This is a genomic window from Leucobacter japonicus, from assembly GCF_001273855.1.
GTDB lineage: Bacteria > Actinomycetota > Actinomycetes > Actinomycetales > Microbacteriaceae > Leucobacter > Leucobacter japonicus.
Genome location: NZ_JHBX01000081.1, coordinates 36,044 through 61,430 on the forward strand (window position 1 = coordinate 36,044; position 25,387 = coordinate 61,430).

Sequence of the window (25,387 nt, forward strand, 5' to 3'; positions counted from 1 at the left end):
CGACCCCTGGTGGGTTCGCGGTTGCTGGAGTAGGTTGCCAGAACGGTGCCGGATCACCCGGCCTCGACCGCCAGACGATCAGAATGGACCCGCGCATGCATGCGAAACCGAAGTTCCGTGTCGGCCTCGCGGCGGCGGCGACGCTGCTCGGCGCTACCGCGCTCACCGGGTGCGTCTCGCTCCCCGACATGATCGCGCTTGCGAGTGGTGGCGGGTCGAAGGCCTCGCAGTCACCGAACCCCGATGCGACCCCTGCACCCACCGCGTCGTCGCCCATTCCGGAAGCAGACGACGACGCGGTGAGTGGCGGCGTCGGCGATGATCTCGGCGACGCCTTCGCGGAGCGCGAGCAGTTCTTCCGAGACCAGCAGTTGCCGCTCGACGGCTCACTATTGACCGCGGTCACCCCGCAGCAGCAAGAATTCATCAGTCAGCAGCGGAGTTACGTCGAGTCGCAGGGCGGCACCTGGACACCCGAGGCGGAGCACGCAGCCCTGGCGCTCGCCGCCGACGCGTGCGAGACGTCGATTCTCAACGGGCACGAGGTCGACACCGACACGTTCATCTCGCACTTCCAGACGGAACCGCTGCTGCCGGCCCTCGTGCCCGACACGCTTCCCGACGATCAGCGGGCGGTGGCCGAGCGCAACGTCGCGAGCATCATGGTGTTCGGCACCGGCTTTCTCTGCCCGGCCGACGCCCCGCAGTGGGAGGCGGGGTTTGCCGAGGTGTACGGCAACTGAGGGGCGACGCACCCGGGGCTGGGTCACGCCGCGGGCTCGAGCGCTGCGGCTGCCCGCTCGGGGCTGCCCTCGGTGAGACCCGAGGCGATCCGGCGCCGATTCGCGAGCCACAGCATGGCGCCCGCGACGAACACGAGCACCTCGGTTACGGTGAGCGCCCAGATGATGCCGCCGAGCCCGAACCAGGCGTTGCCCAGCAGCACGATTGGAATGAACAGCACGCCCTGGGCGAGCGAGATGCCCATCGCCGGCGCGACGAGGCCGGTCGCCTGAAACAGGGAGGTGAGGAGGCCGGTGAATCCGTTGACGATGGTGGCGACCAACTGCGCGGTCAGGATCACCAGGCCGATCGCGAGCACCGAGTGGTCGGTGGAGAAGGCGGTGAACACCTGCTCACGGAAGATGAAGACGGTGCCCGAGAATACGAGGACGATGGTGCCGACCGTGAGGGCAGCGCCGCGGAGCGCCGCGTTCAGGCGTGCGCCGTCGCCCTTGCCGAACGTGTAGGCGAGCAGCGGCAGCACGCCGATGGTGACGCCCATGACGAGGAACTCGGGCACCTGTGCGATGCGCACCGCGACGCCCATGGCCGCCAGCGCATCGTCGCCGTAGGCTGCCGCGAGGTGGTTGAGCACGAGCGTGGTGACGATGAGGAACGATGCCTGCACCAGTTCGCTCGCGCCGATGCCGAACACCGGCTTCACGATGTCGCCGCGCAGCGTGAACCAGCGGGGCGCGAAGCTGACATTCGCGCTGTTGCGGTGCAGCCAGACGAGCCAGTAGACGATGCTCGCGACGTTGCCGAGACCGATGGCGAGCGCAGCACCCGCCACGCCCCAGTGCAGCACCAGGATGAAGAGGACGTCGAAGACGAGGTTGCCGACGGTCGAGATTATCATGCCGACCATCGCCTGGCGTGCGGCGCCCTCGGAGCGCACGATCTGTTCGAGCGCGAAGGCGGCGACGAGCACCGGCATGAACGCGAGCATCACGGCGACGTAAGACGCGGTTGCGGTGGCCGCCGCCGCGTCGGCGCCGAGGGCCGCGACCAGGGGGTCGAGGAGCAGGAGGCCGATCGCGCCGAGCAGCACGCCCGTGATGACCGCGCCCCACAGGGCGAACGCGGCAACGCGCTTGATGTCGGCGGCACGGGCAGGGTCGTGCTCGGAAGCGCCGAGCAGGCGCGACATCAGTGTGCTGCCGCCGACACCGAAGACGCCGCCGACCGCCATGATGAGGCCGAGCAGCGGGGTGCCGAACGTGATGGCGGCGAGCAGGCTCGTGTCGTGCTGAGCGCCGATGAAGCCGGCGTTGATGACGTTGTAGACGGCGCCGACGACCATTGCGGCGGCCATCGGCACGCAGAGGTGCACGAGCGCGCTGAAGATCGGGGCGGAGGAGAGGATGCGGCGATTCTTGGCCGCGGCGGAGTCGGGAGTGGGTTCGGCGGTCTGCGCGACGGGCTCGATGGTGGGGTCGATGGTGGTCATGGGGATTCCGATCTGTGAGATCCGGGTGCGTTTCGGGCGGCGCTGCGCCGCCCGGTTTCGGGCATGGCGCAGCGCCGGCGGTGCGGGCGCTCGTGCGGGCGCACCGATTCGACCCCTGACGCTCGGAGCGCCGCGGTCGGGTTCAGCAGGTGTGGGGGGTGCGGACCGCTAGCGGGTCGGCTCGGGCAGCTCCGCGGTGATCTTGGTCAGGAGGAGTCGCAGTTGCTCGCGTTCGTTCGGGTCGAGCGGTGCGAGCAAGCCGTCGTCGAGGGCGTGCATGGCGTCGGCGAAGCCGGCGATGAGGGCGACGCCCTCGGGGGTCGCGAAGACGAGTTTGGTGCGGCCGTTCTCGGCGTCGGGGCGTCGCTCGATGAGCCCGCGTCGTTCGAGCCCCTGGAGCAGACTCGAGACGCTCGCAGCACTGGTGCGCGTGATCTCAGCGATGTCGCGCTGAATCGCGCCCGGCTGCTGCTGCAGGTACCCGAGCACGAAGCTCTGCTCCTGGGTCAGCTCGCGCTCGCGCACCCATTCTTCGGCGCCCTTGCGCTGCGCCCATCCGATCCAGCGCATCAGCTGGAGCGGGGTATCGAAGCTCGGTCGTTCGTTCATGGTTAGAACACTAACCGTTAGATCTCAAACTGTCAACCGATGGTTGCTACGCTGGCGCCATGAACACCGCACTCGACGCACTCCCGACCCCGGCCCTGCTGCTCGATGAGGCCGTGCTCCAGGCGAATATCGACCGCATGGCGGGGTGGGCGCGTGCCCAGGGCATTGCACTGAGGCCACACGCGAAAACGCACAAGTCGATCGAGATCGCCCGCCGCCAGATCGCTGCAGGTGCCGTGGGGCTCACGGTTGCCACGATCTCTGAGGCGCTCGTGTTCGCGCGCGCGGGCTTCGACGACCTCTGCATCGCCTACACCGTGTGGATCGATGCGGCGAAGCGCCCGATGGTGCACGAATTGCTCACCCTCGCGCGGGTGCGCATCGGCGTCGACTCGGCAGCGTCGGCCGTGCAGCTCGCCGAGGCGGTGCCCGCGGAGCTGCGTGATCGCCTCGAGCTGCTCGTCGAAGTCGACTCCGGGCACCACCGCAGCGGAGTGCGCCCCGAGAGCGCGGGCGAGATCGCCGCCGCGGCGCAGACGCTCGGGCTCCGTGTTGTGGGCGCCTTCACCTTTCCGGGGCACAGCTACCACCCCGAGGCTCGGCAGGCCGCCGCCCGCGACGAAGCACGCGCGCTCGCCGCAGCCGCCGAATCGTTGACCGGCGCGGGCGTCGATGTCGCGGTGCTGAGCGGAGGATCCTCGCCCTCCGCCGCATTCGCCGATGCGGACGTGCTCACCGAGCTGCGCCCCGGGGTCTACGCACTCGGCGACGCCCAGCAGTGGGAGCTCGGCGCGATGGAGCCTGCGCAGATCGCCGTGCAGGTGCTGGCGACGGTGGTCTCGCGCACCGACGCGCACGTCATCGCGGATGCCGGCAGCAAGATGCTGGCGACGGATCGCGGAGCCTACGCGACCGGATTCGGGCGGGTGCTCGATCACCCCGAAGCGCGCATCACCGCCCTTTCCGAGCACCACGCAACCATTGCCGGGCTCGATGCACCCATCGGCACACGGGTGCGATTGGTGCCGAATCACGTGTGCGTCGCGGTGAACCTCAGCGACGCCTATGCGTGCGTCAGTGGCGACGGACGAGTCGAAACCTGGCCGGTCGATGCGCGCGGGTGCAACACGTGAACATGCCGGCCAGGCCGATTGGTCACGCGATTCCGGTCAACGCCGCCATGTCGCGCACCGTGCTGCGTTGAATCTTGCCGGTCGCGGCCCGCGGCAGGTCTGAGACGATGAAGATCTCGCGCGGGCGGTGGGTGCGTGCCAAGCGGACCTCGACGAGCTCGGTGAGCGAACCATGCAGCGCATCGGCATCGAGATCGGAGTCGGAATCGATGATGACGTAGGCCACGGGCACGGCGCCGAGTACTTCGTCGGGTCGCGGCACGACCACGACCTCGAGCGCATCGGCATGGCTCAGCAAGGCCTCCTCTATCTCCGCAGGGTAGAGCTTTTCGCCGCCACGATTGATGACGTCATCGCTGCGACCGACGAGCGAGACCCAACCGTCTGCGGAGACGAAGCCGATGTCACCGGTGCAGAGCCAGCCTTCAGCGTCGAAGCGCTCAGCGGCTCGGCCGAACAGGTAGGAGCCGACCACGCCGCGACCGCGGATCCACAGTGCGCCGATCTCGCCGGAGGCAAGTCGAGTTCCCGCAGCGTCTCGGACCTGCACCTCCGCACCGATCGGCACGCCGACGGAACCGGGTCGTGCCGGGGCGTCGAGCGGGGTCGCAGCGATCTGCGACGCACCCTCGGTCATCCCCCAGCTGATGACGAGCGGCACGCCCGAGAAAGCGGCACGGATCGGCTCGGGGAGCGGTGCGGAGGCGCATCGGATGAACCGGACGCGAGACGGCACCTCGAGAGCCCCGGTCTTCGCGAGGACGGAGAGGATCGCGGGGACGGCGTTCAGCCAGGTGATGCGCCGAGCCTCGAGAAGTTCCCAGAAGCCGGTGCGGTGGAACGCTTGATCGAGTACGAGGGTCGACCCCGACACCAGCGTGGCGAGGAGGCCCACGACCTCCGCGTTCACATGGAAGAGCGGCAGAGAGTTGAAGCCGCGATCTTCGGGAGTGAGCCGATTGTGGGCGGCGACACCGTGCGCTACGAAGAGCAGCTGCGACTCAGGGAGGCCGACGCCCTTCGGCGTCCCCGTTGACCCGGAAGTGAAGAGGACGGTAGAGCCCTCGTCGCCTGCCGGTGCGGAGCTGCACGTGCGGTCGCCAGGTGTGGAAGCGCTGGGGAGGAACGTCGTCGTATCGACGCGGATCGCGGGAACTCCGGGCAACGCATCGGGCAGGGCCGCGTAACGCTCATCGGACACTACCGCCGCAGCGCCGCCGATGAGATCATCGAGACGGTGCAGCTCGGTGGTCGGTTTGTTCGTGTCGACCGGGAGAGCGCAGCGGCCCGAAGCAATCACCGAGAGGTGCGCGACGGCGAATGCGAGGGGGTCGCGGACGTCGATGAGTACCGCACCGGCGGGCGCGACGCGCAACTGTTGGAGCTGATGCACCCATCGAGAGATCAAGGCATCGATCTCCGCATAGGTGATGCTGCGCTCGGAGCGAGCATCTTCGAGGTAGGGGTGCGCCGGAGACTGCTCGGCGCGTACACGGGTCAGGTCGGCAATGCGGAGTTCGCTCATGAGGTCTGTGCCTGCTTTCGAGTATCGGTCACGGTGATGACGCCGTCGTGCGACCGTACGTGCTTCGGATTCATGAACCAGGCGACGGCCATGGAGAGGCCGAGCAGGCCGATCGAGAGGGCGAACGGTGCGACCCAGCCGGAGGCGTCGATCAGGGTGCCGAAGACGATCGGCGACATGACGCCCGCGATGCCGAAGCCGGTGTTCATGAGGCCAGAAGCCGCGCCCGACCACTGCGGAGCAACATCCATGGGGATGGCCCACAAATTCGCATTGCACAGTTCGAGGAAGAAGAACGACAGGGTCAGGGCAACGGTTGCCACCAGCAGGCTCTGCGCAAAGAGCAGCGGAGTCAGGCAGATGAGCGCCCCGCCGAGGCCGATGACGAGGATGACGCGTCGTCCATGCCGCAGGTCGCCGCCGCGCGCCGCGACACGGTCGCTCAGCACACCGCCTACCGTGTCGCCGACCACACCGGCCAGCAAGATCACGGAGGTGTAGAGCGCGAAGCCGCCGATGCCGAGTCCGTAGGAGTCGCTGAGGAAGGTCGGCAGCCAGGTCAGGAAGACCCAGAGCGTCCAGCCGTAGCCGAAGTCGACGAGTGTGACGGGGAGAATTTGCGGAACGAGCTGCTTCCACGGTGTCTTGGGTGCCTTGACCGTGCTCTTGCGATCGGTGCGCAGGTCGCCGAGTTCAGTGAGCTCGGTCGTGGTCATCTTCGGGTGATCAGCGGGGTTGTCGCGGAACATGATCCACCACGCGATTGCCCAGACAACGCTCAATGCGGCAACGGCGAAGAACGAGACCCGCCAGCCAGCGAGCACGATGAGCCCAGCGACGATGAGCGGTGCCAGTGCATTGCCGAGGCGCGCGGCCGAATGGGTGATGCCCTGGGCGAAGCCGTTGCGCGAGAGCGGAATCCAGCGGCTCATCGCCTGCGTTGCGGTGGGGAAGGCAGCGGCCTCGGTGAGGCCGAGCAGTAGACGGGCGCCGATCAGCGATAGCACGCCGACGCTGAACCCGGTGAGGACCGTCGCGACGCCCCAGAGGATGGCCACGGCGGCCAGCATCTTGCGCGGTCCGATGCGTCCGCCGATCGCGCCGCCGAAGATCTGCAGAAACGCATATGGCAACGCGAACGCGGCAATGACGTACCCGGCAGTGGTGTCGGTGAGGCCGAGGTCTTCTTTGATGAACGGCAAGGCCGTAGAGATATTGGTGCGATCGATGTACGAGATTCCGTACATGATGCACAGCATGAACAGCACGCGTCCGCGAACTCGCTTGCGCATCGGGGCGGGCTTCGTGTGGCTCATGGGTAACCTTTCATCAATACTAATATTACAAAATACTAAAACGCGACATTTGAAGCGTAGCAGGAATTTTTAGAATCCGAAATATCAGAATGAAAGTCATGCGAGAAGCGCCCGTCGGGCTGCGGGTTGCCTGGTGGGGGCGCCGGGTGGATGGGTCACGAAGTGGGCGTCTCAGCGAGATGTAGGCTTCGTGTGAGTTCGGCGGAGTCGCAATTCACGCGGAGTGGGGCAGGCATGGTGGACGAAGGCGCAGGTGCAGGGACAGGGCCAGTTGAGGCCTGGTTCGCGGCGCACCCGCACGCGCTCGCCGACGGTGCTCGTTCGGTGCGCCGTGCGATCCTCAGCGCAGATGCGGGGGTGACCGAATCGGTGAAGTGGCAGGCGCCCAGTTTCACGTGGAACACCATCGACTTCGCGACGTTCAGTATGCGACGCCCCGATCAGCTGCAGGTCATTCTGCACACGGGCGCGAAGGAGCGCCTCGATATCGCCGAGATCTCGGTTGAGCCGGTTGGCAGGCGTTCACGCCGAGCGGGCCGCAACCGCGAGATCATCACATTCGCTTCGAACGCGGAGATCGATGATGCACTGCAGTCGTTCGAGCGCGCGGTGCGCGCCTGGATTCAGGCGCTGCCGGTGCTCGGCTGAGCCGGGACCGTTTCTGGAGCTGAAGCGCGCACCCGGGGGACGACGAGCGGGGACCCGGTCTGCGGATCCGCGATGATCTCGCTCGGCAGGTCAAATACCTCGCGAATCGTCTGCTCGGTCACGACCTCGGCCGGGGTGCCCTGCGCGACGATGTGCCCCTGCCGCATGGCGATCAGGTGGTCGGCGTAGCGAGCGGCGAGGTTGAGTTCGTGGAGCACGATGACGATCGTGGTGCCTCGGGCGGCGTTGAGCTCGGTGAGCAGGTCGAGCAGCTCGATCTGGTGGTTGATGTCGAGGAACGTGGTGGGCTCGTCGAGCAGCAAGATGTCGGTCTCCTGCGCCAGCGCCATCGCGATCCACACGCGCTGGCGCTGGCCGCCCGAGAGCTCGGAAAGCTGGCGCGAGGCGAGATCGGCAGTGCGCGTGGCGGTGAGCGCATCGGCCACCGCCGCTTCATCGGCGGTCGACCACTTGCGGAACCAGCCCTGATGGGGGTGCCGCCCGCGCCCGACGAGGTCGGAGACGGTGATGCCGTCGGGGGCGACGGGTGACTGAGGCAGCATGCCGATGACCCGGGCGAGCTCGCGCGAGGGGACGCGTGCGATGGGGGCGCCGTCGAGCAGTACCTCGCCCGTGCTCGGCGCGAGCAGCCGCGCGAGGCCGCGCAGCAGCGTGGATTTGCCCGAGGCATTGGCGCCGATGATCACGGAGACGGCGCCGCCCGGCACGACGAGGTTGAGGCCGTCGACGATGGTGCGCTGGTCGTAGCCGAGCGTCAGCTCCCGGGCTTCGAGCGTGTGGTCGACGGTCATCGGATTTGAGCCTTTCGGGCGGTGCGGATGAGCATGGCGGCGATGTAGGGGGCGCCGAATACTCCGGTGACGACTCCGGTGGAGATCGGCCAGGGGAGGGCGTGCTGCGCGATGAGATCGGCGCTCTGCATGAGCACGGCACCGGTGAGGGCTGCAGCGAGGATGCTGCGTCCCGCGGAGCCGAGCAGCACCTGCGCGATCGGACCGGCGAGCATGGCGATAAACATGATCGGCCCGACCGTAGCCGTGGCGATCGAGACCAGCACCACCGCGGCCCCCAGAATCACGAAGCGGTCGCGCTCGACCCGCGCACCGAGCATGCGCGCAGTCTCCTCGCCGAGCTCGAGGCGCCGCAGCAGGCGCGCGATCGCCCAGCCGACGGGTACGAACAGCACGAGCGCTCCGGCGAGGAGTGCGATGAGCTCGGGCGTGGCCATGCCCACCGACCCGGTGAGCCAGGTGAGCGCGGCTCGGGCATCGCTGAATTCGGCGCGGGCGACCAGGTACGAGGTGATGGAACTCGCGAAGGTTGCGACACCGATGCCGACCAGAATGAAGCGGTACTCCGACACCCCGCGGCGCCACGCGATCGCGTAGATGAGGGCGGCGGAGCCGAAGCCGCCAAGCAGCGCAAACCCGGGGAGTGCGAGCCCCGAGACGCCGCCGAGCACGAGCGCCCCGGCGGTGACGGTGCCGGCGCCGGCGCTGACGCCGAGGAAGTCGGGCGAGGCGAGTGGGTTGCCGAGCACGCGTTGGAAGAGCGTGCCGGCGGCGCCGAGTGCCAGCCCGACGAGTGCGGCGGTGAGCGCCCGGGGCAGCCGCAGCTCGCGCACCACGAACACGGTGGAGGGCGCACCGGTTCCGGTGATCCCGCCCACCGCCTCGCCGGGGGTGAGCACCTGACTGCCCGCCATCAGCGCAGCGATGAACAGTGCCGCGATCACGACCGCGAGCGAGACGCAGACGACCACGATGCGGTGCCGCGCACGCGCATGGGCCGCCCGCAGCTCCTCGCGTACGGTGCGTTCGGGCGATGCCTCCGCGGCCTTGTGAGCCAGGACGCCGCTCACAGCTGCACCGACTTGCGGAAGCGCACGAGCAGCACGAACACGGGCGCGCCGAGCACCCCGATCACCACACCGACCGGCACCTCGCCGACCGGCAGCAGCAGGCGCCCGACGACATCGGCCCCGAGCACGAGCACCGGCCCGAGCAGCGCCGAGTACGGCAGAATCCAGCGGTAGTCGGGCCCGGTGAAGAGGCGCACGAGATGCGGGATCATCAGGCCCACGAACACGATCGGGCCGCAGGCTGCGGTCGCGCCACCGCACAAGAGCGCGACGAGCGCGAAGAGCAGGGCGCGCGTGAGGCCCGTGCGCACCCCGAGCGCGCTCGCCAGGTCGTCGCCGAGCGCGAGCAGGTTGAGCGGTCGGCCGACGAAGAGGGCGATCACGATGCCGATCGCGAGATACGGCAGCAGCTGCAGCAGAATCGGCGCGTACCGGCCGGCGAGCGACCCCACCTGCCACATGCGCAGCGCGTTCAGTGCATCGGGATCCGCGAGCAGGATCGCCGACGTCACCGATCCGCACACCGCGGTGAGTGCGGCCCCGGCGAGCGCGAGCTTGACTGGAGTGGCGCCCTCCGACCCGAAGGCGGCGACGGAGTAGACGAGCACGGTGGCGATGCCAGCCCCGATGAAGGCGAACCAGACCGAGCGCCCCGCCGGCATCGCGCCCCACACCAGCGCGGCGAGCACCACCGCTGCTGCGGCGCCCGCGTTGATGCCCAGCACGCCCGAATCGGCGAGGGGATTGCGGGCGACGCCCTGCAGTATGGTGCTGCCGAGCGCGAGCGCGGAACCGACGAGGATCGCGAGCAGTGTGCGCGGCAGGCGCATTTCGCGGATCACCGTCGCATCGGCCCCGGTAGCGGCCCCGGTCATCGCATGCCACACATCGAGCGGCGCGACATCACGCGAACCGAGGGCGATGCTCGCGCCCGCGAGCAGCACCAGCACCGCGGCCGCGGGGAGCAACCCGGCGGTGAGCCCCGCGTTTCGCGAGAGGGACGCGCTGCGCCGCGGCAGCGCAAGCGTCACAGGGCGCCGACCTCGGCATCGGTGTCGCGCACGACGTCGGCAAGGCGATTGAGCTGCGCCGTGTAGTCGCTGTAGGTGTGCATCCAGTAGGCGGGCCACAAGGTGGTCTGCCCGGCGGCGTAGGCCGAGATGCTCTTCGAGATCGGCGCGTCGGCGAGGATCTGCTCGCCCGACTTCGCGTTGCGATCGTCGATGAGCAGGAGGTCGGGCTGGTAGGTGTCGGCCTTCTCCATGCTCAGCGTTTCCCAGTAGGGAAAGTCGGGATCGGGTGTCTCAGGATCGATGACGTTGAGGCCCCAGCTGGCGAAGTCCTGCAGTTCAGGGGCGTACTCGGTCACGGCGACGGCGTAGTTGTCATCCCACGGGCTGATCGCGAGCGCGGAGATTCCCGGGTTCTCATCGTTGGCGGCCTCGAAGTTCTTTCGGGCGTCGTCGAACTCGGCCCGGGCGTCGTCGATCGCCTGCGCATCCGCACCGAGCGTCACAGCGAGCCCGGCGTACCCCTCGATGAGATCGACGACGGAGTCGCCCTGGCTCGGGCCGACGACCGGTGCGAGGTCGGCGAGCTTCTTGCTCTCCTCTTCGACGCCGCCCTCGAAGCCCGAGTACGCGTCTTCGGCGGGCCACCAGTCGCCCACGATGAGGTCGGGCTCGAGTTCGGCCGCCTTCGCGACGTCGATCTTGCCCCACTCCTCGCCGATCACGGGAATGCCGTCGAACTCGGCGCCCTGCAGACCCACGTCTTCGGTGATGGGGCCGTCGGCGTAGATCGCGATCGGGGTGATGCCGAACTCCATGAGCGCCTTCGCCGCGTAGGCGTGCGCGATGATGCGCGACGGCACGTGATCGGCGGTGTACGTCTTGCCGTCTCCCGAATCGTAGCTCCAGGCGGCATCGGCGTCGGAGCTCTGCGCGGTGGCGGTGCCGGAGCAGCCAGCGAGGGCGACTGCGGCAACCGCGGCGGCGGCGAGAGCGGTGAGCAGGCGGGGGCGTCGGTGCACGGTGGGCCTTTCCAGAGTGGATCGCGGGGCAAAGCGAGCATCAGCATACCTTCATCTGATCTTTGGTGCAGTGTTCGTTGCGCGAGCCCGTCGCCGCGCGGTTCATACGCGTGCGAAGCGGGATTTGGGTTCAAAAAATGAATGGTTTCAATTCGCGCGTCACGATCCCGCGCATTTGCCGTGTCATTCAACGTGAGGGGTCGGGCCGCGCACGCGGGTCGTCGGGGAACTTGCTCACACCGCACCGCAGCAATCGCCGAGGTGCGCACTGCAATGACGCAAGGAGAGCAACACCATGATCATCATTCGACAGGGGCAACCGGGCGCTCCGGTTCGCCCGCAGACCCCGAGTGCCCGCGCCACCGAGTCTTCGAGGCCGGGCTCCGCCACAGTGCGACGACGATGGGCGGGTGGCGCTGCGGCGCTGGCGCTCGCCATCGGCACCGCCCTGGCCGGTCCGCTGGCGGCCTTCGCTGATCCCGGGCCCCAGGCCGGGCCCACCTCGGGCGGCACTGAGGTGACCGACACCGTGCAGACCGGCCTCGACTTCATGCGCGTGGCCGTGGGCGGGCTCAGCACCTACGCCCTTGGTTCCGACGGCGTGCTCTACGCCTGGGGATCGAACGGGTTCGGGCAACTCGGCGACGGCACGAACACGGACCGCATCGATCCGACCCCCGTGCAGATGCCGACGAGCGTCACCTTCACGCAGCTCTCGGCCGGTGACACGAACGCGGTGGCCCTCGGTTCCGACGGGCGCGTCTACACCTGGGGGCGCAACACCTACGGGCAGCTCGGCAACGGCACGACGACCGAGACGAACGTGCCCACGGCGATCACGCTGCCGGGCGACCCGAGCATCACGCAGGTGGTCGCCGGTCAGTACCACGTGCTTGCGCGCGCCATCGACGGGTCCGTCTACGCCTGGGGCGCCTCCGATCAGGGCCGGCTCGGCATCGGTACCAGCGGTGCGAACGTGCTGACCCCGACGCCCGTCGTGATGCCTGCGGGGGTGTCGTTCCGCACCATCACGGCGGGTGAAGTGGTCTCGGCCGGTCTCACCGCCGATGGGGTCGCCTACACCTGGGGCGGCAACTCCAGCGGTGCCCTCGGCAACGGCACGACGACCCACAGCGACGTGCCGGTTCCGGTGACCATGCCAGCCGGCGTGAGCTTCACTGCGATGAGCGCCGGTGGCTCGACCGTCGGAGCGCTCGGCAGCGACGGGCTGGCCTACCTCTGGGGATCGAACGGGTTCGGGCAGGTCGGCGTCGGCTCCACCGGCACCGATGCCACCCTTCCGACCGCGCTGACCGTGCCGGGCGGGGCCACGATCACGCAACTCGTCGTCGCCGGAAGCGCGTCGTACGGGCTCACCGACGACGGCCGCATCTTCGCGTGGGGCAACAACGGGTTCGGACAATTGGGCAACGGCGGATCGAGCTCGAGCACCGCACCGATCCTCGTGCAGCAGCCGGCCGGGATCACCTTCACTTCGATCTCGGCGAACGTCCTCGGTGCGTCGGCGCAGGGCAGCGACGGCAACACCTACTCCTGGGGTGCGAACACTTCGGGGCAGGTGGGTGACGGCACGACGACCATGCGTCGCGTGCCGACGCTGATCAATCGCGACCCCCGCGTCACCGCGGTCGACTTCGGCGGCGTGGCGGGAACCGACCTGCAGCAGGTGGCCGGCGTGTGGACCGTGCGCACCCCGGGCGGCTGCGGGCCGGTCGACGTCACCGTCACCACCGAGCTTCGCGGCGTCGCCTCGACGCAGACCTATACAGACGGGTTCGTCTACGGAACCGCTCCCGAGATGTGGCAGCACCCCACGTCAACGGCGCTCGAGCCCGGATCGTCGACCACGCTCTACACCGAAGTGCGGGGCGACGACACCCCGACGGCGCAGTGGCAGAGCGCCCTGAGCGAAGGCGGGCCGTGGACGGACGTCGCGGGCGGCACAAGCCCTGATCTGGACGTTACGCCGTCGCAGAGCACCTGGTACCGCGTGATCTACACCAACTGCATCGACACCGTGACCTCGCAGGCCGCGCTCGTCACCGTGACGCGCACGGTCGCCGGGGCCGAGGCGGGCGACGATGCTGCGGTCGACGCCGATGCGTCGGGTGCGGCTGATGCGTCGGGTGCCGCGGATGCCGGTGCCGCGGGCGCGGCGGCGTCCAGCGATGCCAACGGCGGTGCCGGCACAGGAGCCGACGGCGGTGCGGGCAGCGACGATCAGGCCGCAGCCGATGCGCTCGCCGCCGTGAACGCCGAGGGTTCCGCGGACGGAGCCGGGGCAGCTGCAGCAGCTAACGCCGGTGCTGGTGCGGGCGCCGATGGCGGTGCCGGTGCGGGGAGCTCGGGCGCGGGAGCCGCCGCGGCGGCGGCTGACGGCTCACACGCCGAAGGATCGGTCGCCGTTTCGGGGGTCGCGCACAGCGGCACCCCGTCGACGGCGTCGAGCTCCTCGGCATCGCGCCTCGCGCAGACCGGCTCGGCCGACGCCGGGGTTTGGGCCGCCGGCGGCGCGCTGTTGGTAGTCACCGGTATCGGTGCGGCACTGATCGGGCGTCGACGCCGCGCGTGATCCGATGCGACTGCCGCGTGCCGGGAGCGACGAACTCCAAGGGTTCGAGCGTTCCCGGCGCGTGCGCTCCCGGGCCTGCCGCCCCATGAAGTAGACATGGAGCACGCGATCGACCGACCAGTGCTCGCCGGCACGCGAAGGGACAGCATGCGCCCCACCTCAGACCTCCCGATGACCGACCAGGTTCGACACGGGCAGTTGCGCGCGTCCAATCCGTGGGCGAACGGTGCGCGTTTCGCCGTCGCGACGATCCTCACCGTTGCGCTCAGCGCGGTCGCGGTCGGCGCATTCGCCGTGTGGAGTCTCGTCGGGAGCATCAATACTGTCGAACTGCCCGATGCCGAACCGGTCGATATCGCGTCGGGCACCATCGACGGGCCGCTCACCGTGCTCGTGGTCGGTACCGACTCGCGCGCAGGGCAGAGCATCGACGATGGCGAAGAAGGCAACCTGAACGACGTCAATCTACTGCTGCATATTTCCGCCGACCACCAGAGTGCGACGGTCGTGAGTTTTCCGCGAGACCTGATGCTGCCGATTCCGAGCTGCCCCGGGCCCAATGGTGAACCGGACTACTACTCCGCGATGAGCGAGCAGCAACTCAATTCGACCTTGAACAGCGGCGGGCTTCCCTGCGTCGCGGCGACCCTCTCGGAACTCACGGGTCTCGATATTCCGTACGCCGGTGAGATCTCGTTCGACGGGGTGATCGCCATGTCGAACGCCGTCGGCGGTGTCGAGGTCTGTCTCGCGCAACCCATCGTCGACCCGAAGACCGACCTCGACCTGCCCGCAGGCCAGATCACGCTGGAGGGCACCGAAGCGCTGCAGTTCTTGCGCACCCGCTACGGCGTGGGCGACGGCGGCGACACGAGCCGCATCAGCAATCAGCAGGTCTTCATGTCGGCGCTCATGCGCAAACTCAAGAGCGCCGAAACGCTGTCAGACCCGGTGAAGGTCTACGGGCTCGCAAAAGCCGCGCTCAGCAACATGGTGCTCTCGTCGAACATGCAGTCGATGCCCTTCTTGCAGGCCGCCGCCGGCACGATGCAAGACATCGAACTCGAGAACATCACCTTCGTGCAGTACCCCACAGCTCGACACCCCTACGCCGAAGGGCGTCTGGTCGCTCTCGAACCGCAGGCGTCTGCGCTGAACGAAGCGCTCATCAGCGGTACGCCGATCACGGTGGGCGGCACCGGTGAGGGCGTCGTCACGGAGGACCAGGTGGGCTCAGCCGACGCCGGGGGAGTCGCCGACGCGAGCGGCGTCGACGCCAGTGATGCCGGTGCCGGGGCCGGTGCCGACTCGACCTCGGATGCGAGCGGTGACGCGACTGCCGCGGACGCGACGGCTGATTCCTCGACAAGCGTCGACGCGGCGGTGACCGCTGACGCCTCCGCGGCGGCCGACGCTTCGGTGACGGCCGAAGCCTCGGCGACCGCGAGCGGCGACGGCATCACCGGCCAGAACGCCGCCACCGTCACCTGCTCGCAGGGGCGCACGGTGCTCTGATCGCTCGGGTTGATTATTGCGTGTTCTGTCATAGGCGAAAGCGAACGTGTATTGGGCTAATGATTGACATGGGCGATGAAAATGCTGGCTTTTGTGTGGGAGTTCAAGTGGGTGCCGCGAACTCACCTGACACTGATGCTCGCCTTACAGTCGTGTCGGCTAAGTTTCTATTATCTGAGCGTCAGAGTGTTCAGCGCTCGAAGGTTCTGGGAACAATCCCATGTGCAGAGAAGTTTGAAGTGCGTCCGCCCGCGAGCTAACGCCCAACTTTTTGTACAAGCTGCGAATCTGGGTTTTGACGGTATTCGGCGAAACCATCAGCTCGCGGCTGATCTCTTCGAGTCGAGAGCTGACGCGCAGCTGTTCTAATACGATCTGTTCCCGCTGTGTAAGGGTGGGCACACGACGAAACGACGAGAAAACTGCTGGTACATCCAATAACCAGGGTGCACGTTGTGCGGATATCTCCTGAATTAGTTGCTCTATTTCCACAAGGGGGAACAGCAGGTAGGGCATCTTGACACCATGGGTCTCACTCAATCCGACTGCCAGGTTCAAGACCGCAAGAGCAGACTCTTTTTCTCCCATTCGAAAGATTACGAGAGTCTTAGTGAGAAGGAGTTCAAGACGCGTTCGTTCGGAGGTCTCAGTCCGCCAAAGCCATCGTTCGCACACCTCAAGTGCTCTTCGCTCTTCCCCTGAGAACAGCAGAATACGAGACATCGGACCAGCGTCGCGAGCGTTTCTCGGCGTTAACGATTCCGACAGACGGGCGGCGCCGTGAGGTCGACCAAGGGAAATTAGCACATCTGCAATGAGTCCATTCAGCCATGCATGAGCTTCTGGGGGAGCTGGGAGAACAGGGGTTTCCGTCTTCAAGAAATCCGAAACGCTATGCACCATGCTGTAACCACGGAGCTGAAATTTCTCGATCCATCCATCGAGCAGCACCCGTAACCAAACGACCTCAAGTGAACGGTACTCGTGGCGTGTTCGCTCCGCGGCAACTATTGCGCCAGACACATCGAATCGTTCGAGTGCGGCGATGCCTGAAGCAATATCGAGCTCAGCGATCAGATGGTAGGCAGGTTTCGGAAGCATGCTCTCAACACGACGACGAGTGTCGGCTACCGCATTGTTGCTGAGCTCAACTTGACCTGAGGCGAGCTGAATAAGGGCGAGGATGGATTGGCTCGCTACGCCTGCATATCCTGAAGTACCAGCGCTGTGATCTATGGAAATGAGCGCCGCGCGGCGCGCATCTTCGGTGCGACCTACGTCTCGAAGTGCGAGCGCGTGCTGCATCCATGCCCATGCTGAATGGCCCTGGATGAAGATGGTTTCTGGGGCGTCTACGTCGTGGTCGCGCAGTGCGTCACGGGCGATCGTCGCTGCCGCATCGAAGAGCCCTAGTTCGCGTAGTAGCCCGACACGTACAGCGGAGTAGAGCTTGTATTCTGGTTTGCCACGATGACGGCGGCGTTCAATTTCGAGTGCGTGCAGTAGCTCTTGAAGATAACCCGCACGACCCCCAGAACCATTCCGAAAAATGATCAAGTAACTGATGAGTGGAAACGATCGACCTTCAAGAAGCCGATCAATCTTGGAGTCCTCGGCGCCGGCAAGATAGTCCCATTCGTCGACAATGAACGCCGTGATCGCTGCTCCATTCCCGATCTCCAACAGAGCCCGCAGTGTTTCCACGACGTCTCCACGCTCGCGGAGGATCGGGATGAGCCGGGAATTCATCCTCTGCCACAATTCGGGCTTTCGACTCGGCAGGTGCCGTAAAATTGCCTCTCGAATCAGGCCGAGGACCTCAAACGTGTTTCGACCCTCTTCTCTCCACACAATTGTTCCGCTCCGCTCGATTCGCCGGAGGCTTGAGTCGGCGGTTGGGCGCGGCACGTTCATTACCTGCCGAAGAGAGCTAACATCGGAGGGCGAAACGACGCTTGCGTGCTCAAGGGCCAGGGCGAGTTCTTCGTCGCAACGAATCTCATCGAGGATGGTCTCGATAAAGGCTTTCAAGACCTTGTCTTTTGCTAGAGACTCGTCTAAGGTTCGGCTGCCAGCCAGTATTCGCACTGCGGCGGGCCACCCGTTGGTGTAACCAATAATGGATGCAGCTTTTTCATGGCCTCCCGGCCATCCACGCAACTTGCATAGATCCTGACATTCGTCGATCGTAAATTTCAGATCTTCAAACCTAATCACTGACGTTCCAACTTGAATGATTCGTGAGCGGTGTTCAAGTTCAGTTGCTGAGCGCGTTAATAGCAAAATTCTTAGTCGCGGGCTGTGGCTCAGCAGCCATTCGATTTGATCGCTGGCACTCTGGTCGAGCATCAACTCAAAATTATCAATGACGAGCATGAAGTCTGAGGCAAGGTCGAGTGCGTCGTTGAGCTGGGTAAGGATATCAACGTCATGTTGAATCTGAACTCGCAAGGAAGCAAGCGCGCGCGACCAAATTAACTCCATGTGTAACGAAAGATTTTCGAGGGAAATCCATACCCCAGTCGCGTCGGCTTCGCGGCACTCCCGCCAAACTTCAGTGAGCCAAGTTGATACCAGGGTGGTCTTGCCTGATCCGCGAGGACCGATCACGGTTACGAGGGCTGCATCTTCACCCCTAGAGAGTAGGCTCTCGAGTCTCTCGCGGCGCAACGACCGAGAGACTCGGGGTACGCCAGTGAATCCAATTCTGCTCAGCATGACACTCCCAATTAGCGCGCATCCGACTTACGACAGATTTTCCTTCGACCGGCCTGTCTATGCGAGGGAAATGTGTGGAGGATATTGAACATTCACCTCGGATTTCACCCTCGCGCTCGAATCTAAGTTGCCTCGATTACGAATACAGTCGTCATCAATTGGTGCCTTGCTTGGGTTGAGACTATGATTTTCTGTTCGAAATTCACCGCCTCAGCCGCCGATCTGTATCAGGCGCTGCGGCAGGCAGGAAAGTCCGCGTAACTACTTCAGGGAGCCGTTTCGGACTCCGGGGGACTAACCAAAGTGTTGGTGATCACTGCGTCAGCAAGTGCTGGCAGCCGATCATTCAACCCAAGTTCAATGACGGGACGAGTCTGCGAGGCGTTTAACCTTTCGAGCGCTGTGAAATAGGAGACTTCTGAAGGCTGAATCTGCGCGAGCAGTTTTCGAAAGGGCATCTACTATTTCGGCAAGTTGATCGCCGCCAGGAACGAGTAGTAGGTTGACTCCCGCACCAATCGCATCTATCGCTGTGGCTGGAATACTTCTGCCTCGGCTGGTAGCGGGGGAATCCAGAATGTCGCTCATAATGACACCGCGAAAGTGAAGTTCGTTTCGTAAAACCGCGACGGTACGCGCCGATGTTGAAGCCGGTTGGAAACCGTCAACATCGGCGACAACCGCTGGCCCAAGCATTATTATCCGAGCTCCGCTTTCGATTGCGGCTTTGAACGGGACGAGAAGTTCTAAGTCCCAATCGCCCGAACGTACTGAGGTGTCTTCGAGTGCTGGATCAGCTTTGAGCTTCGGAAATCCAGGGAAGTGTTTCGCTGCCGTAAAGACACCATTTTTCTGGGTGAGGCGAATGTATGCCGCTCCTAAATTGGTGATGTCCTCGGTTCCTCGATCGAGGCTCCGCGATTCTAGCCATGGGTTTTCTCCCCGAAGCCTGTCAAGTACTGGTGAAAGAAACAAGTCGATCCCGAGTGACGAGGCAGTGGAGGCCACGTGACAGACACTCTCCTCGAAAGCCTCTAGGTTGCTTGGATCCTCGTAGTTTGGCACGAGGTCGTGTAGCCGTCGAATACCCCAAGGCTCTTGATCCACAGCGAGCACCAGTGAATGTCGGCTCAACTTTCGGAGTTCGCTCGTAAACGCGCTGAAGGTAGACACGCTCTCGCGTGTTCTACGGGCGTGTGTCATTTCTCGGTTGAGATACTCAAGCCGCGATTCTGCGAGCAGCAAAAACCGAGTGCCTTGCTCAATTGCAGCGCCGAGCCATCGAGGCGCCTTGAGGTCTTCAAATGCGGGAAAAAGTACGGCGTACGCATCCTCTTCCGGAATCCCTATACTCTGCATTTCAGTGCATTTCCTTTCGCGGATGCGCGTACCACGGGCTGGATTCGATTTGGAGACTTACTGTTCTCGAGATCGCTGTGCGCTAGACGTAGGCGCTGGCAGGGTCGGGCCGATGCTCGATGGAAATGTGGCGCGATGTTCACCGTGTGCTTTTGGCCGCAGCCTCAATGGACGCTTAGTCGTCACCACTCGCTATGAGATCACTCAAGGCGGTCTCCGCTGCGTACCAACCGGCCATTCCATGAACTCCGGGGCCTGGGGTCGTAGAAGCTGAGCAGAGATAAACCCCAGGCAGAGGAGTGCGCCACGGAGACTTCGTGAGTGAAGGCCTCGCCAGTATTTGTCGAAGATTTATGGTTCCAGCACCGAGGTCGCCACCGATCAGATTGGCATTCATTCTTGGCAGGGAGGATGCAAGAGAAACTTGATTCGAACGAATGACATCTCGGAAACCGGGGGCGTGGCGTTCGATCGCTTGATAGATTGCCAAAGTCGGGTCGAACCTGCTCCATTGCGGAACATGCATGTAGGCCCATAAGACGTGTTTCCCCCTTGGCGCCCGAGTCGCATCGAACGTGGATGGCTGACTTAGTAGAACATATGGCTCAAATGGGATTTTTCCTCTTGCGACTGCACGTTCTGAGCGCATGAGCGACCGTTGGTCTCCGGCAAGATGAACCGTTGATGCTTCGCCGAGTCGAGAATCAAGCCATGGGACAGACTCATGAAGCGTCATGTCGAGCTTGGCGATTCCCGGGCCATAAGTGAAGCGCTTTAGCCGATTTCGATCTGACCTCGGCAAACGGGTTCCGGCGATCTTGAGGAAACCGTGAGGCGTCACGTCGAGAAGCGTGATGTGACTCTTGGGGAGTTCATCCAGGCTGGTGACCCGCCGGTTGAGTTCGAATGTGGCGCCGAGATCGGCGAGACGTTGTACCAAGAAATCAGTGATCGACTGCGAACCGCCCACGGGAATCGGCCATCCACCTGAATGCGCGTGAGCTGCGAGGCCGATACCCACCAGAGAAGCTGGAAATGAGGATGCGCCAATCGCGTGCGCTTCGACGCCGGCGAGAAGCGCGCCAGCTCCGGCCCGCGAGAGGCCCGCCCCTAGCTCTCGCCCGAGAGCACGTCGAGCGGCTCCCACTCCGAAATGTAGGTGGATCGGGCTCAACGACTGTGTCTGAAGGGGCGACAGCATCATGTCGGTGAGTGTGCCAATATTCGCCATGAGTGGAGAAAACAATCGCGCCCATGCCCTTCGATCGGTCGGAGGCAGTTCCGCGAGCGTTCGAGCGAGGCTCCGATAGGCATACTCAACCCGGCCATTTGGCATGGCGTGCGCATACGAGATCTCTGGGTAAATGAATTCCACATTTTGCTCGATATTTAGTTTTCTGAAGAACGGCGACGCCACGGCCATCGGGTGCACCGCTGCCCCAACATCGTGTATAAAGCCTCCCTCAACCATCTCTTCAGTGCGCGCGTTTCCACCTAGCTTCTGATTTGCCTCGATGATGTGGACTGAAAGCCCGTTCATTGCTGCGGTGAGAGCTGCAGCAAGCCCGTTTGGCCCGCTGCCCACTACTACGACATCTGTTGATACACTCACGTGTTTTCCAAAAGATCCTTGGCGGCGGGCTGCAACTGCAACGGGCTGGCCCCTGGTTCAGGCAAGGGTGTTTCTTTGACAGTAGAAAGGGAGTCCTTGGAACGAGCTGCTGTCGAACGCTCATGCCCAGCTGTGGACTTTCGACTTCGTGCATCGCGCCAGCGAGTTCTGAGTCCGTCCCGTATTGCGAGCCACGTGACATCGCGAATAAAGATCGCGTCGAGTGCGACCATCGCGAGTGAGAACCAAGGAAGGCCCATGAGTACGGCGATTCCGAGGTGAAATCCGAGCATGGTGACCAGCGCAAATATTCGCGTGCCGCGTCTGAGTAGGAGCAGGGGGAATGAGACCTGCACCAATAGGGTGAGCGCCGTGGCGAAGGCTACGCCGGGGCCCCAAGCAGTAACGAAGTCACTCAGACCCGGCCAAGGGCCGAACTGGCGTACATGAATCGGGTCATAAATGGCGTGGCCAGAAGACCACGGGTTTCCTCCGGCCTTATAAAGGCCACCGGCGACGTAGATGAAAGAAACCTGGCATGCAATGAGCACAATAGCGAAGTTATGCACCGCGTTTGTGAGCCAAGCGGGCCAAATCGGTTGAGCCAGCATGAAACGTCGCAGGGGGGAACCCCCCATCTGGCGCTCACGAGCGAGGAGCGCATCGAGCGACCAGCGCTTCGCTGGGTCTGCGAAGAACATGATTGTCAGCGCAATTCGCACGAGGTTATCGCTTTGGTCTCCGACTAGATCGTTACTTTCCACGATCGCGACGAATAAAAGCGTAAGTGGAATCATCACAAGACGCGTGCGAAAACCGACGATAAAGCACAGGGTGAGCAGAATGAGTGCGATGTACGTAATCGTAAATGCAGCGCCACCGCTTTGAATCAAAGCGACGATAATGCTTACCGGAAACGTTCTCGCTAGGTCATTCACAGGATAGATCTGTTCGCCGCTCCAAGCCGCGCCGGGGCCGAAAGTGTACAGTCGAGTACTAAAGTTAGTAAGAAGAGTGCCAAGTATGGCGCACCCGAGCAACATTCTGGCGACCGAGAGTCCATAGGTCGCATGCTTTTCCGCAATTAGCCAGCGTTCAGCGTTACCCAGCAGCGAACTCACTAGGCGGAAACCTCCGCGTACTCCATCGCGGATCAAATTGCTGAGGAAACACATGACTTCTCTTGCAAGCCCAACTGCGGAGTTCTCGGAAAGTTTCGTCACTTGTCTGCAGCTTTCGAAATCAGTTTGTGATAAGCGGGGAGAAAGGTATCTGCGAAGTCTTTATCTGATTGCCCAGGAAGCTCGATGATGCCGCGCCAACCACTAGAAAGCACGGTTGGTGCCGGCCTGACTGCTTTGGGATCATTTCGTTCAGTGAAGGGAATGATGTTCTGTCGGGACACCTGAAATTGCACTCGCTCGACATCGTCGCCCCACACCGCTCTTGCGACTTGAAACGCGTAGGCATCGGTGTAGCGCTCGGCGACAATAAACTCTGTGACAGGGGCCACCTCTTCCCCAACTTCATTCATTGCGATTTGCATGCGCCCGAGCCAAGAGTCACCCTCGTAAAAGTTGAGCTGTGCGATTCGTCGTTGCTCGTCGTTCAGGCCATCCCAGGCGCTCTTGTACTTCGACGCTTGGGACAATGCGAGGTGGGAGCCCCTTGGGGGGAAAAAGTGGTGATCTGACATTGTGAGTTCTGCATCGGTGGCTGAGACCCAATCGGTGGCAATTTCGGAGCCAGATTCGTCCTTGACGACTGCGCGGACCTTGAGGTCGTAATCGCCATTGATTGGTGCGGGCGCAAATACGCTCCAGCTTTGCCCGTACCAAGGCATCATGTAGGAATTGAGAGCATTCCCCGGGACGAGGTCACGTAGGGGCGTCGGTGGGGCAATCCACAAAAAACTGGCAATGATGTGCCAGAGGGCAATACCCGCAATCGCGACAATTGACGCCCGTGCGAAACTTTTGCCGCGTTTGGGTAATTCAGCGATATCGGTAGCCATTGTCACTCTCCGGTGCTTGTGGGGTGCGGAAACCTTGCGCGATTCGGCACTTGTTAAGTCGGACTGCAAGTTACGTCATGGCTCCTGCGCTGAGCTCCTTTGCCAGCGTCAAATGCCATACATTTCACCATGCAGTTCATCCGTGAATTGGATGGCGGGGAGTTTCGAAACCCCTGACAGGGGCCTTTGTGAAGAGTACGAACTGGAGCTTCAGTTGCGCCATAAGGAATGGCTATTCCGTTGTGGCTGCGAGGGCGAGTTGGAATCTCTAACCAGACTGTGTCATTGCCAGAAGCTGAACATCAGGGACAGCGCGCAGTAGATATCGACGGGAGTTTCGTTCTCTGACGATCGAGATCGCAAGTCAACTTCGTAGTGGAGTCTCGAAGTCGAGTATCGACAGTCTGGTTCTCGTAAACGGAATGGGAAAGTACACGACATCCATTTCGCGATTAGCGAGGCCGCTGTCGAGTCGGTCGATCACTCCCTTGGCGCACCGCACGCTGAATGCGCTTGTGGCAGCGGAACCGCTGTGAGAAATAGCTAGAGGCTCAACAGCGTCAAGGACGTTGTCGGCCCGGCTATCGATCGGTATTGCGTGAAGTGGGGGCTTTGCGGCGAATCAAAGAATTGGAGTGCATCCAGAGAGGTCATCGGTGCCTTACAGCTTTAGCCAGAACCCAATTGGGACCGATTTAGCGATGGTCGGCGCTATCGATCATCGATAGGAGGCGGGGCGGGTGAGAGGCAAGGTGAATGTGCCGGGGAAGTCTTCGAGTCCAGTGCCCTCGATCTTTGAAGTTGCACATTGTGGAGCTTGGTGCAAAGAACAAATCTGATGCCAATCGGGTTCTTGCACCCATCCCAAACTCTCAAATTACTCAAAGGAACAAGATGTCCTGGTATCAAAAACGCTATCCTGGCCGAATTGCATGTGTCGCCGTGGCGACAATTGGACTGGCTTTTTCCCTCGCTGGTGCGTCAGTCGCAGCCAATGCGGCCCCTGGCCAGGTGCTCTACTCGGCGCCCGAGTCACTGAGTAGCACCCAAAGCGACCCGTATCTTCCGTCCCGCATTGAAGCCCAGGTCGAGTCACCCGGAGCATTTGGTGCTGTGTTTAGTCCCGACGGCAAATTCATGTATGTTGCAGACGCCCTTCAAGGGGGGAACACCGCTTCAGTGTTCAGAACCTCAGATCTCGCAAAAGTTGCTTCGCTCCAGCGCCCTAATGGCGAATATGTTAATAGCGTCGCCGCGAGTCCCGACGGGAAATATGTTTACGCGGCTGGACCGCTAGGTATGATTACTCGTTACTCAACGGACGGTTGGAATCAAGTTGACACTCCGTCTGCCACAGTGATCGACGTCGAACCGGATAAGAATCACCAAGTTACGAATGCGGCCTTGTTCGAGATCAAGTTGAGCGCTGACGGAAAGGCACTTTACGCAACCAACTATCTCATCGGGAATAACTCGTTAGTGACGATCGATGTCTCGACGGATCAGTGGCAGGAGAGTCAGATTCGAGCTGTCGCACCCGGCTGGCCTCACCTCCTGGCTCTGAGCCCAGATGGCAAAAAGGCGTATGCGGCATGGAAGGGTGCTTCAGGTGTAGAAATCTTTGACCTTGAGGCAGGCAGTGCCAAAGAGGTGAATAGCGCACATGAGGCCAACGACTTCGCTTTGCCCGCCGGCGACATGGCGATGTCACCGTCCGGCGACGTTTTTTTGATCTCCAAATACGGACTCCTGACGCGAGTGCATAACGATGAGAAGGCCGCCACCGTTCTCACGAAGGGAGCAGCCGGTGGCCAACTGAACAGGTCGATTGCCCTGACACCTGACGGTAAATACGTCGTCACTGCGGGTGGCCTTTTCGTAGAAGTGTATGAAGCGCAGAACTTGTCCGACGATTCGACGCCGGTGGCTGTCTATGAGAATTCGACGGCTTCCATAGGTTTGGCTATGGGTGGCGAAGGCGAACGGGTTTACGCTTCAGATCTCAACGGCGCGATTAATGTACTAGATCTGCGGAACATTCCCGATAGCCCAGATACTCCCTATCAGTTGCCTGTCCAATCGATCGCAGGAGATGGGACGACGGATCCTAGCTATGTGAGAGGCTACCCATCGATTGATGGAAAGTCAGTTTTCTTTACTCGAAACACAAAAGGGTTGGTCACTAAGGTCAGTCTATT

General features: G+C 63.3%; 19 protein-coding genes. 6 read left to right on the plus strand and 13 right to left on the minus strand.

Annotated features, from left to right (window positions below):
• Window positions 1-95 precede the first annotated feature (95 nt).
• The gene (locus AMS67_RS04255) at window positions 96-743 is read left to right on the plus strand and encodes a hypothetical protein (RefSeq protein WP_156316531.1); all 648 of its coding nucleotides are present in this window, start codon (window positions 96-98) and stop codon (window positions 741-743) included.
• A 23-nt stretch (window positions 744-766) separates the two neighbouring features.
• Here AMS67_RS04255 and AMS67_RS04260 read toward each other — a convergent pair whose 3' ends face one another.
• Together AMS67_RS04260 and AMS67_RS04265 are read right to left on the minus strand one after the other, a co-directional pair.
• Complete coding sequence (locus AMS67_RS04260; protein WP_156316532.1) at window positions 767-2,233, minus strand: MATE family efflux transporter; 1,467 nt, start codon at window positions 2,231-2,233, stop codon at window positions 767-769.
• Window positions 2,234-2,401: 168 nt separating this feature from the next.
• Window positions 2,402-2,842, minus strand: coding sequence for a MarR family winged helix-turn-helix transcriptional regulator (locus AMS67_RS04265; RefSeq protein WP_053386273.1), 441 nt, complete (start codon window positions 2,840-2,842; stop codon window positions 2,402-2,404).
• Window positions 2,843-2,901: 59 nt separating this feature from the next.
• Here AMS67_RS04265 and AMS67_RS04270 point away from each other — a divergent pair, with 59 nt between their 5' ends.
• Window positions 2,902-3,975 carry an alanine racemase gene (locus tag AMS67_RS04270; protein ID WP_053386274.1) on the plus strand — a complete coding sequence of 358 codons (1,074 nt, stop codon included), beginning with the start codon at window positions 2,902-2,904 and terminating at the stop codon, window positions 3,973-3,975.
• A 22-nt stretch (window positions 3,976-3,997) separates the two neighbouring features.
• Here the strand turns inward: AMS67_RS04270 and AMS67_RS04275 are convergent, their stop codons facing one another.
• Together AMS67_RS04275 and AMS67_RS04280 are read right to left on the minus strand one after the other, a co-directional pair.
• Window positions 3,998-5,500 carry a class I adenylate-forming enzyme family protein gene (locus tag AMS67_RS04275; RefSeq protein ID WP_053386275.1) on the minus strand — a complete coding sequence of 501 codons (1,503 nt, stop codon included), beginning with the start codon at window positions 5,498-5,500 and terminating at the stop codon, window positions 3,998-4,000.
• A complete protein-coding gene (locus AMS67_RS04280) occupies window positions 5,497-6,816 on the minus strand; it encodes an MFS transporter (protein WP_075201222.1) in 1,320 nt (439 codons plus the stop codon). Before AMS67_RS04280 ends, AMS67_RS04275 begins: the two co-directional genes overlap by 4 nt.
• A gap of 234 nt (window positions 6,817-7,050) precedes the next feature.
• Between AMS67_RS04280 and AMS67_RS04285 the strand changes: the two genes are divergently transcribed.
• Window positions 7,051-7,464 carry a DUF1801 domain-containing protein gene (locus AMS67_RS04285; protein WP_053386276.1) on the plus strand — a complete coding sequence of 138 codons (414 nt, stop codon included), beginning with the start codon at window positions 7,051-7,053 and terminating at the stop codon, window positions 7,462-7,464.
• Here AMS67_RS04285 and AMS67_RS04290 read toward each other — a convergent pair.
• The 4 genes from AMS67_RS04290 to AMS67_RS04305 are packed head-to-tail and all read right to left on the minus strand — an operon-like array spanning window position 7,440 to window position 11,378.
• Window positions 7,440-8,276 (minus strand): ABC transporter ATP-binding protein, encoded by an 837-nt coding sequence (locus AMS67_RS04290; protein WP_053386277.1) that lies wholly within the window; start codon window positions 8,274-8,276, stop codon window positions 7,440-7,442. The two genes, AMS67_RS04285 and AMS67_RS04290, sit on opposite strands and share 25 nt — an antisense overlap.
• The gene (locus AMS67_RS04295) at window positions 8,273-9,346 is read right to left on the minus strand and encodes a FecCD family ABC transporter permease (RefSeq protein ID WP_053386278.1); all 1,074 of its coding nucleotides are present in this window, start codon (window positions 9,344-9,346) and stop codon (window positions 8,273-8,275) included. The genes AMS67_RS04290 and AMS67_RS04295 overlap by 4 nt, the downstream gene beginning before the upstream one ends.
• Complete coding sequence (locus AMS67_RS04300; RefSeq protein WP_053386279.1) at window positions 9,343-10,377, minus strand: FecCD family ABC transporter permease; 1,035 nt, start codon at window positions 10,375-10,377, stop codon at window positions 9,343-9,345. Before AMS67_RS04300 ends, AMS67_RS04295 begins: the two co-directional genes overlap by 4 nt.
• Window positions 10,374-11,378, minus strand: coding sequence for an ABC transporter substrate-binding protein (locus tag AMS67_RS04305; RefSeq protein ID WP_053386280.1), 1,005 nt, complete (start codon window positions 11,376-11,378; stop codon window positions 10,374-10,376). The genes AMS67_RS04300 and AMS67_RS04305 overlap by 4 nt, the downstream gene beginning before the upstream one ends.
• A gap of 295 nt (window positions 11,379-11,673) precedes the next feature.
• On the opposite strand from AMS67_RS04305, the gene AMS67_RS04310 reads away from it, so the two are divergent.
• Window positions 11,674-13,971, plus strand: coding sequence for an RCC1 domain-containing protein (locus AMS67_RS04310; RefSeq protein ID WP_053386281.1), 2,298 nt, complete (start codon window positions 11,674-11,676; stop codon window positions 13,969-13,971).
• Window positions 13,972-14,118: 147 nt separating this feature from the next.
• Window positions 14,119-15,486 (plus strand): LCP family protein, encoded by a 1,368-nt coding sequence (locus tag AMS67_RS04315; protein WP_075201230.1) that lies wholly within the window; start codon window positions 14,119-14,121, stop codon window positions 15,484-15,486.
• Between the two features lie 159 nt (window positions 15,487-15,645).
• Here AMS67_RS04315 and AMS67_RS17065 read toward each other — a convergent pair whose 3' ends face one another.
• The 5 genes from AMS67_RS17065 to AMS67_RS04335 form a co-directional block, all read right to left on the minus strand.
• The gene (locus tag AMS67_RS17065) at window positions 15,646-18,204 is read right to left on the minus strand and encodes a LuxR C-terminal-related transcriptional regulator (RefSeq protein ID WP_082305284.1); all 2,559 of its coding nucleotides are present in this window, start codon (window positions 18,202-18,204) and stop codon (window positions 15,646-15,648) included.
• 357 nt (window positions 18,205-18,561) lie between these two features.
• Window positions 18,562-19,563, minus strand: coding sequence for a glycoside hydrolase family 3 N-terminal domain-containing protein (locus AMS67_RS17610; protein ID WP_075201224.1), 1,002 nt, complete (start codon window positions 19,561-19,563; stop codon window positions 18,562-18,564).
• Between the two features lie 175 nt (window positions 19,564-19,738).
• Window positions 19,739-21,175: a phytoene desaturase family protein gene (locus tag AMS67_RS04325; RefSeq protein ID WP_075201225.1), complete on the minus strand. Its 1,437-nt coding sequence runs from the start codon at window positions 21,173-21,175 to the stop codon at window positions 19,739-19,741.
• Window positions 21,172-22,296 (minus strand): HTTM domain-containing protein, encoded by a 1,125-nt coding sequence (locus AMS67_RS04330; RefSeq protein ID WP_162230815.1) that lies wholly within the window; start codon window positions 22,294-22,296, stop codon window positions 21,172-21,174. Before AMS67_RS04330 ends, AMS67_RS04325 begins: the two co-directional genes overlap by 4 nt.
• A gap of 98 nt (window positions 22,297-22,394) precedes the next feature.
• Window positions 22,395-23,189 carry a DUF5819 family protein gene (locus tag AMS67_RS04335; protein ID WP_053386286.1) on the minus strand — a complete coding sequence of 265 codons (795 nt, stop codon included), beginning with the start codon at window positions 23,187-23,189 and terminating at the stop codon, window positions 22,395-22,397.
• Between the two features lie 795 nt (window positions 23,190-23,984).
• Here AMS67_RS04335 and AMS67_RS17070 point away from each other — a divergent pair.
• Window positions 23,985-25,387 (plus strand): WD40 repeat domain-containing protein (locus tag AMS67_RS17070; protein ID WP_162230816.1); only part of this gene is annotated, 1,403 nt, incomplete at its 3' end.

Coding starts and splice junctions, on each gene's coding strand:
- AMS67_RS04255 (WP_156316531.1), top strand. CDS start 96: ATGCATGCGAAACCGAAGTTCCGTGTCGGCCTCGCGGCGGCGGCGACG.
- AMS67_RS04260 (WP_156316532.1), bottom strand. CDS start 2,233: ATGACCACCATCGACCCCACCATCGAGCCCGTCGCGCAGACCGCCGAA.
- AMS67_RS04265 (WP_053386273.1), bottom strand. CDS start 2,842: ATGAACGAACGACCGAGCTTCGATACCCCGCTCCAGCTGATGCGCTGG.
- AMS67_RS04270 (WP_053386274.1), top strand. CDS start 2,902: ATGAACACCGCACTCGACGCACTCCCGACCCCGGCCCTGCTGCTCGAT.
- AMS67_RS04275 (WP_053386275.1), bottom strand. CDS start 5,500: ATGAGCGAACTCCGCATTGCCGACCTGACCCGTGTACGCGCCGAGCAG.
- AMS67_RS04280 (WP_075201222.1), bottom strand. CDS start 6,816: ATGAGCCACACGAAGCCCGCCCCGATGCGCAAGCGAGTTCGCGGACGC.
- AMS67_RS04285 (WP_053386276.1), top strand. CDS start 7,051: ATGGTGGACGAAGGCGCAGGTGCAGGGACAGGGCCAGTTGAGGCCTGG.
- AMS67_RS04290 (WP_053386277.1), bottom strand. CDS start 8,276: ATGACCGTCGACCACACGCTCGAAGCCCGGGAGCTGACGCTCGGCTAC.
- AMS67_RS04310 (WP_053386281.1), top strand. CDS start 11,674: ATGATCATCATTCGACAGGGGCAACCGGGCGCTCCGGTTCGCCCGCAG.
- AMS67_RS04315 (WP_075201230.1), top strand. CDS start 14,119: ATGCGCCCCACCTCAGACCTCCCGATGACCGACCAGGTTCGACACGGG.
- AMS67_RS17065 (WP_082305284.1), bottom strand. CDS start 18,204: ATGCTGAGCAGAATTGGATTCACTGGCGTACCCCGAGTCTCTCGGTCG.
- AMS67_RS17610 (WP_075201224.1), bottom strand. CDS start 19,563: ATGCAGAGTATAGGGATTCCGGAAGAGGATGCGTACGCCGTACTTTTT.
- AMS67_RS04335 (WP_053386286.1), bottom strand. CDS start 23,189: ATGGCTACCGATATCGCTGAATTACCCAAACGCGGCAAAAGTTTCGCA.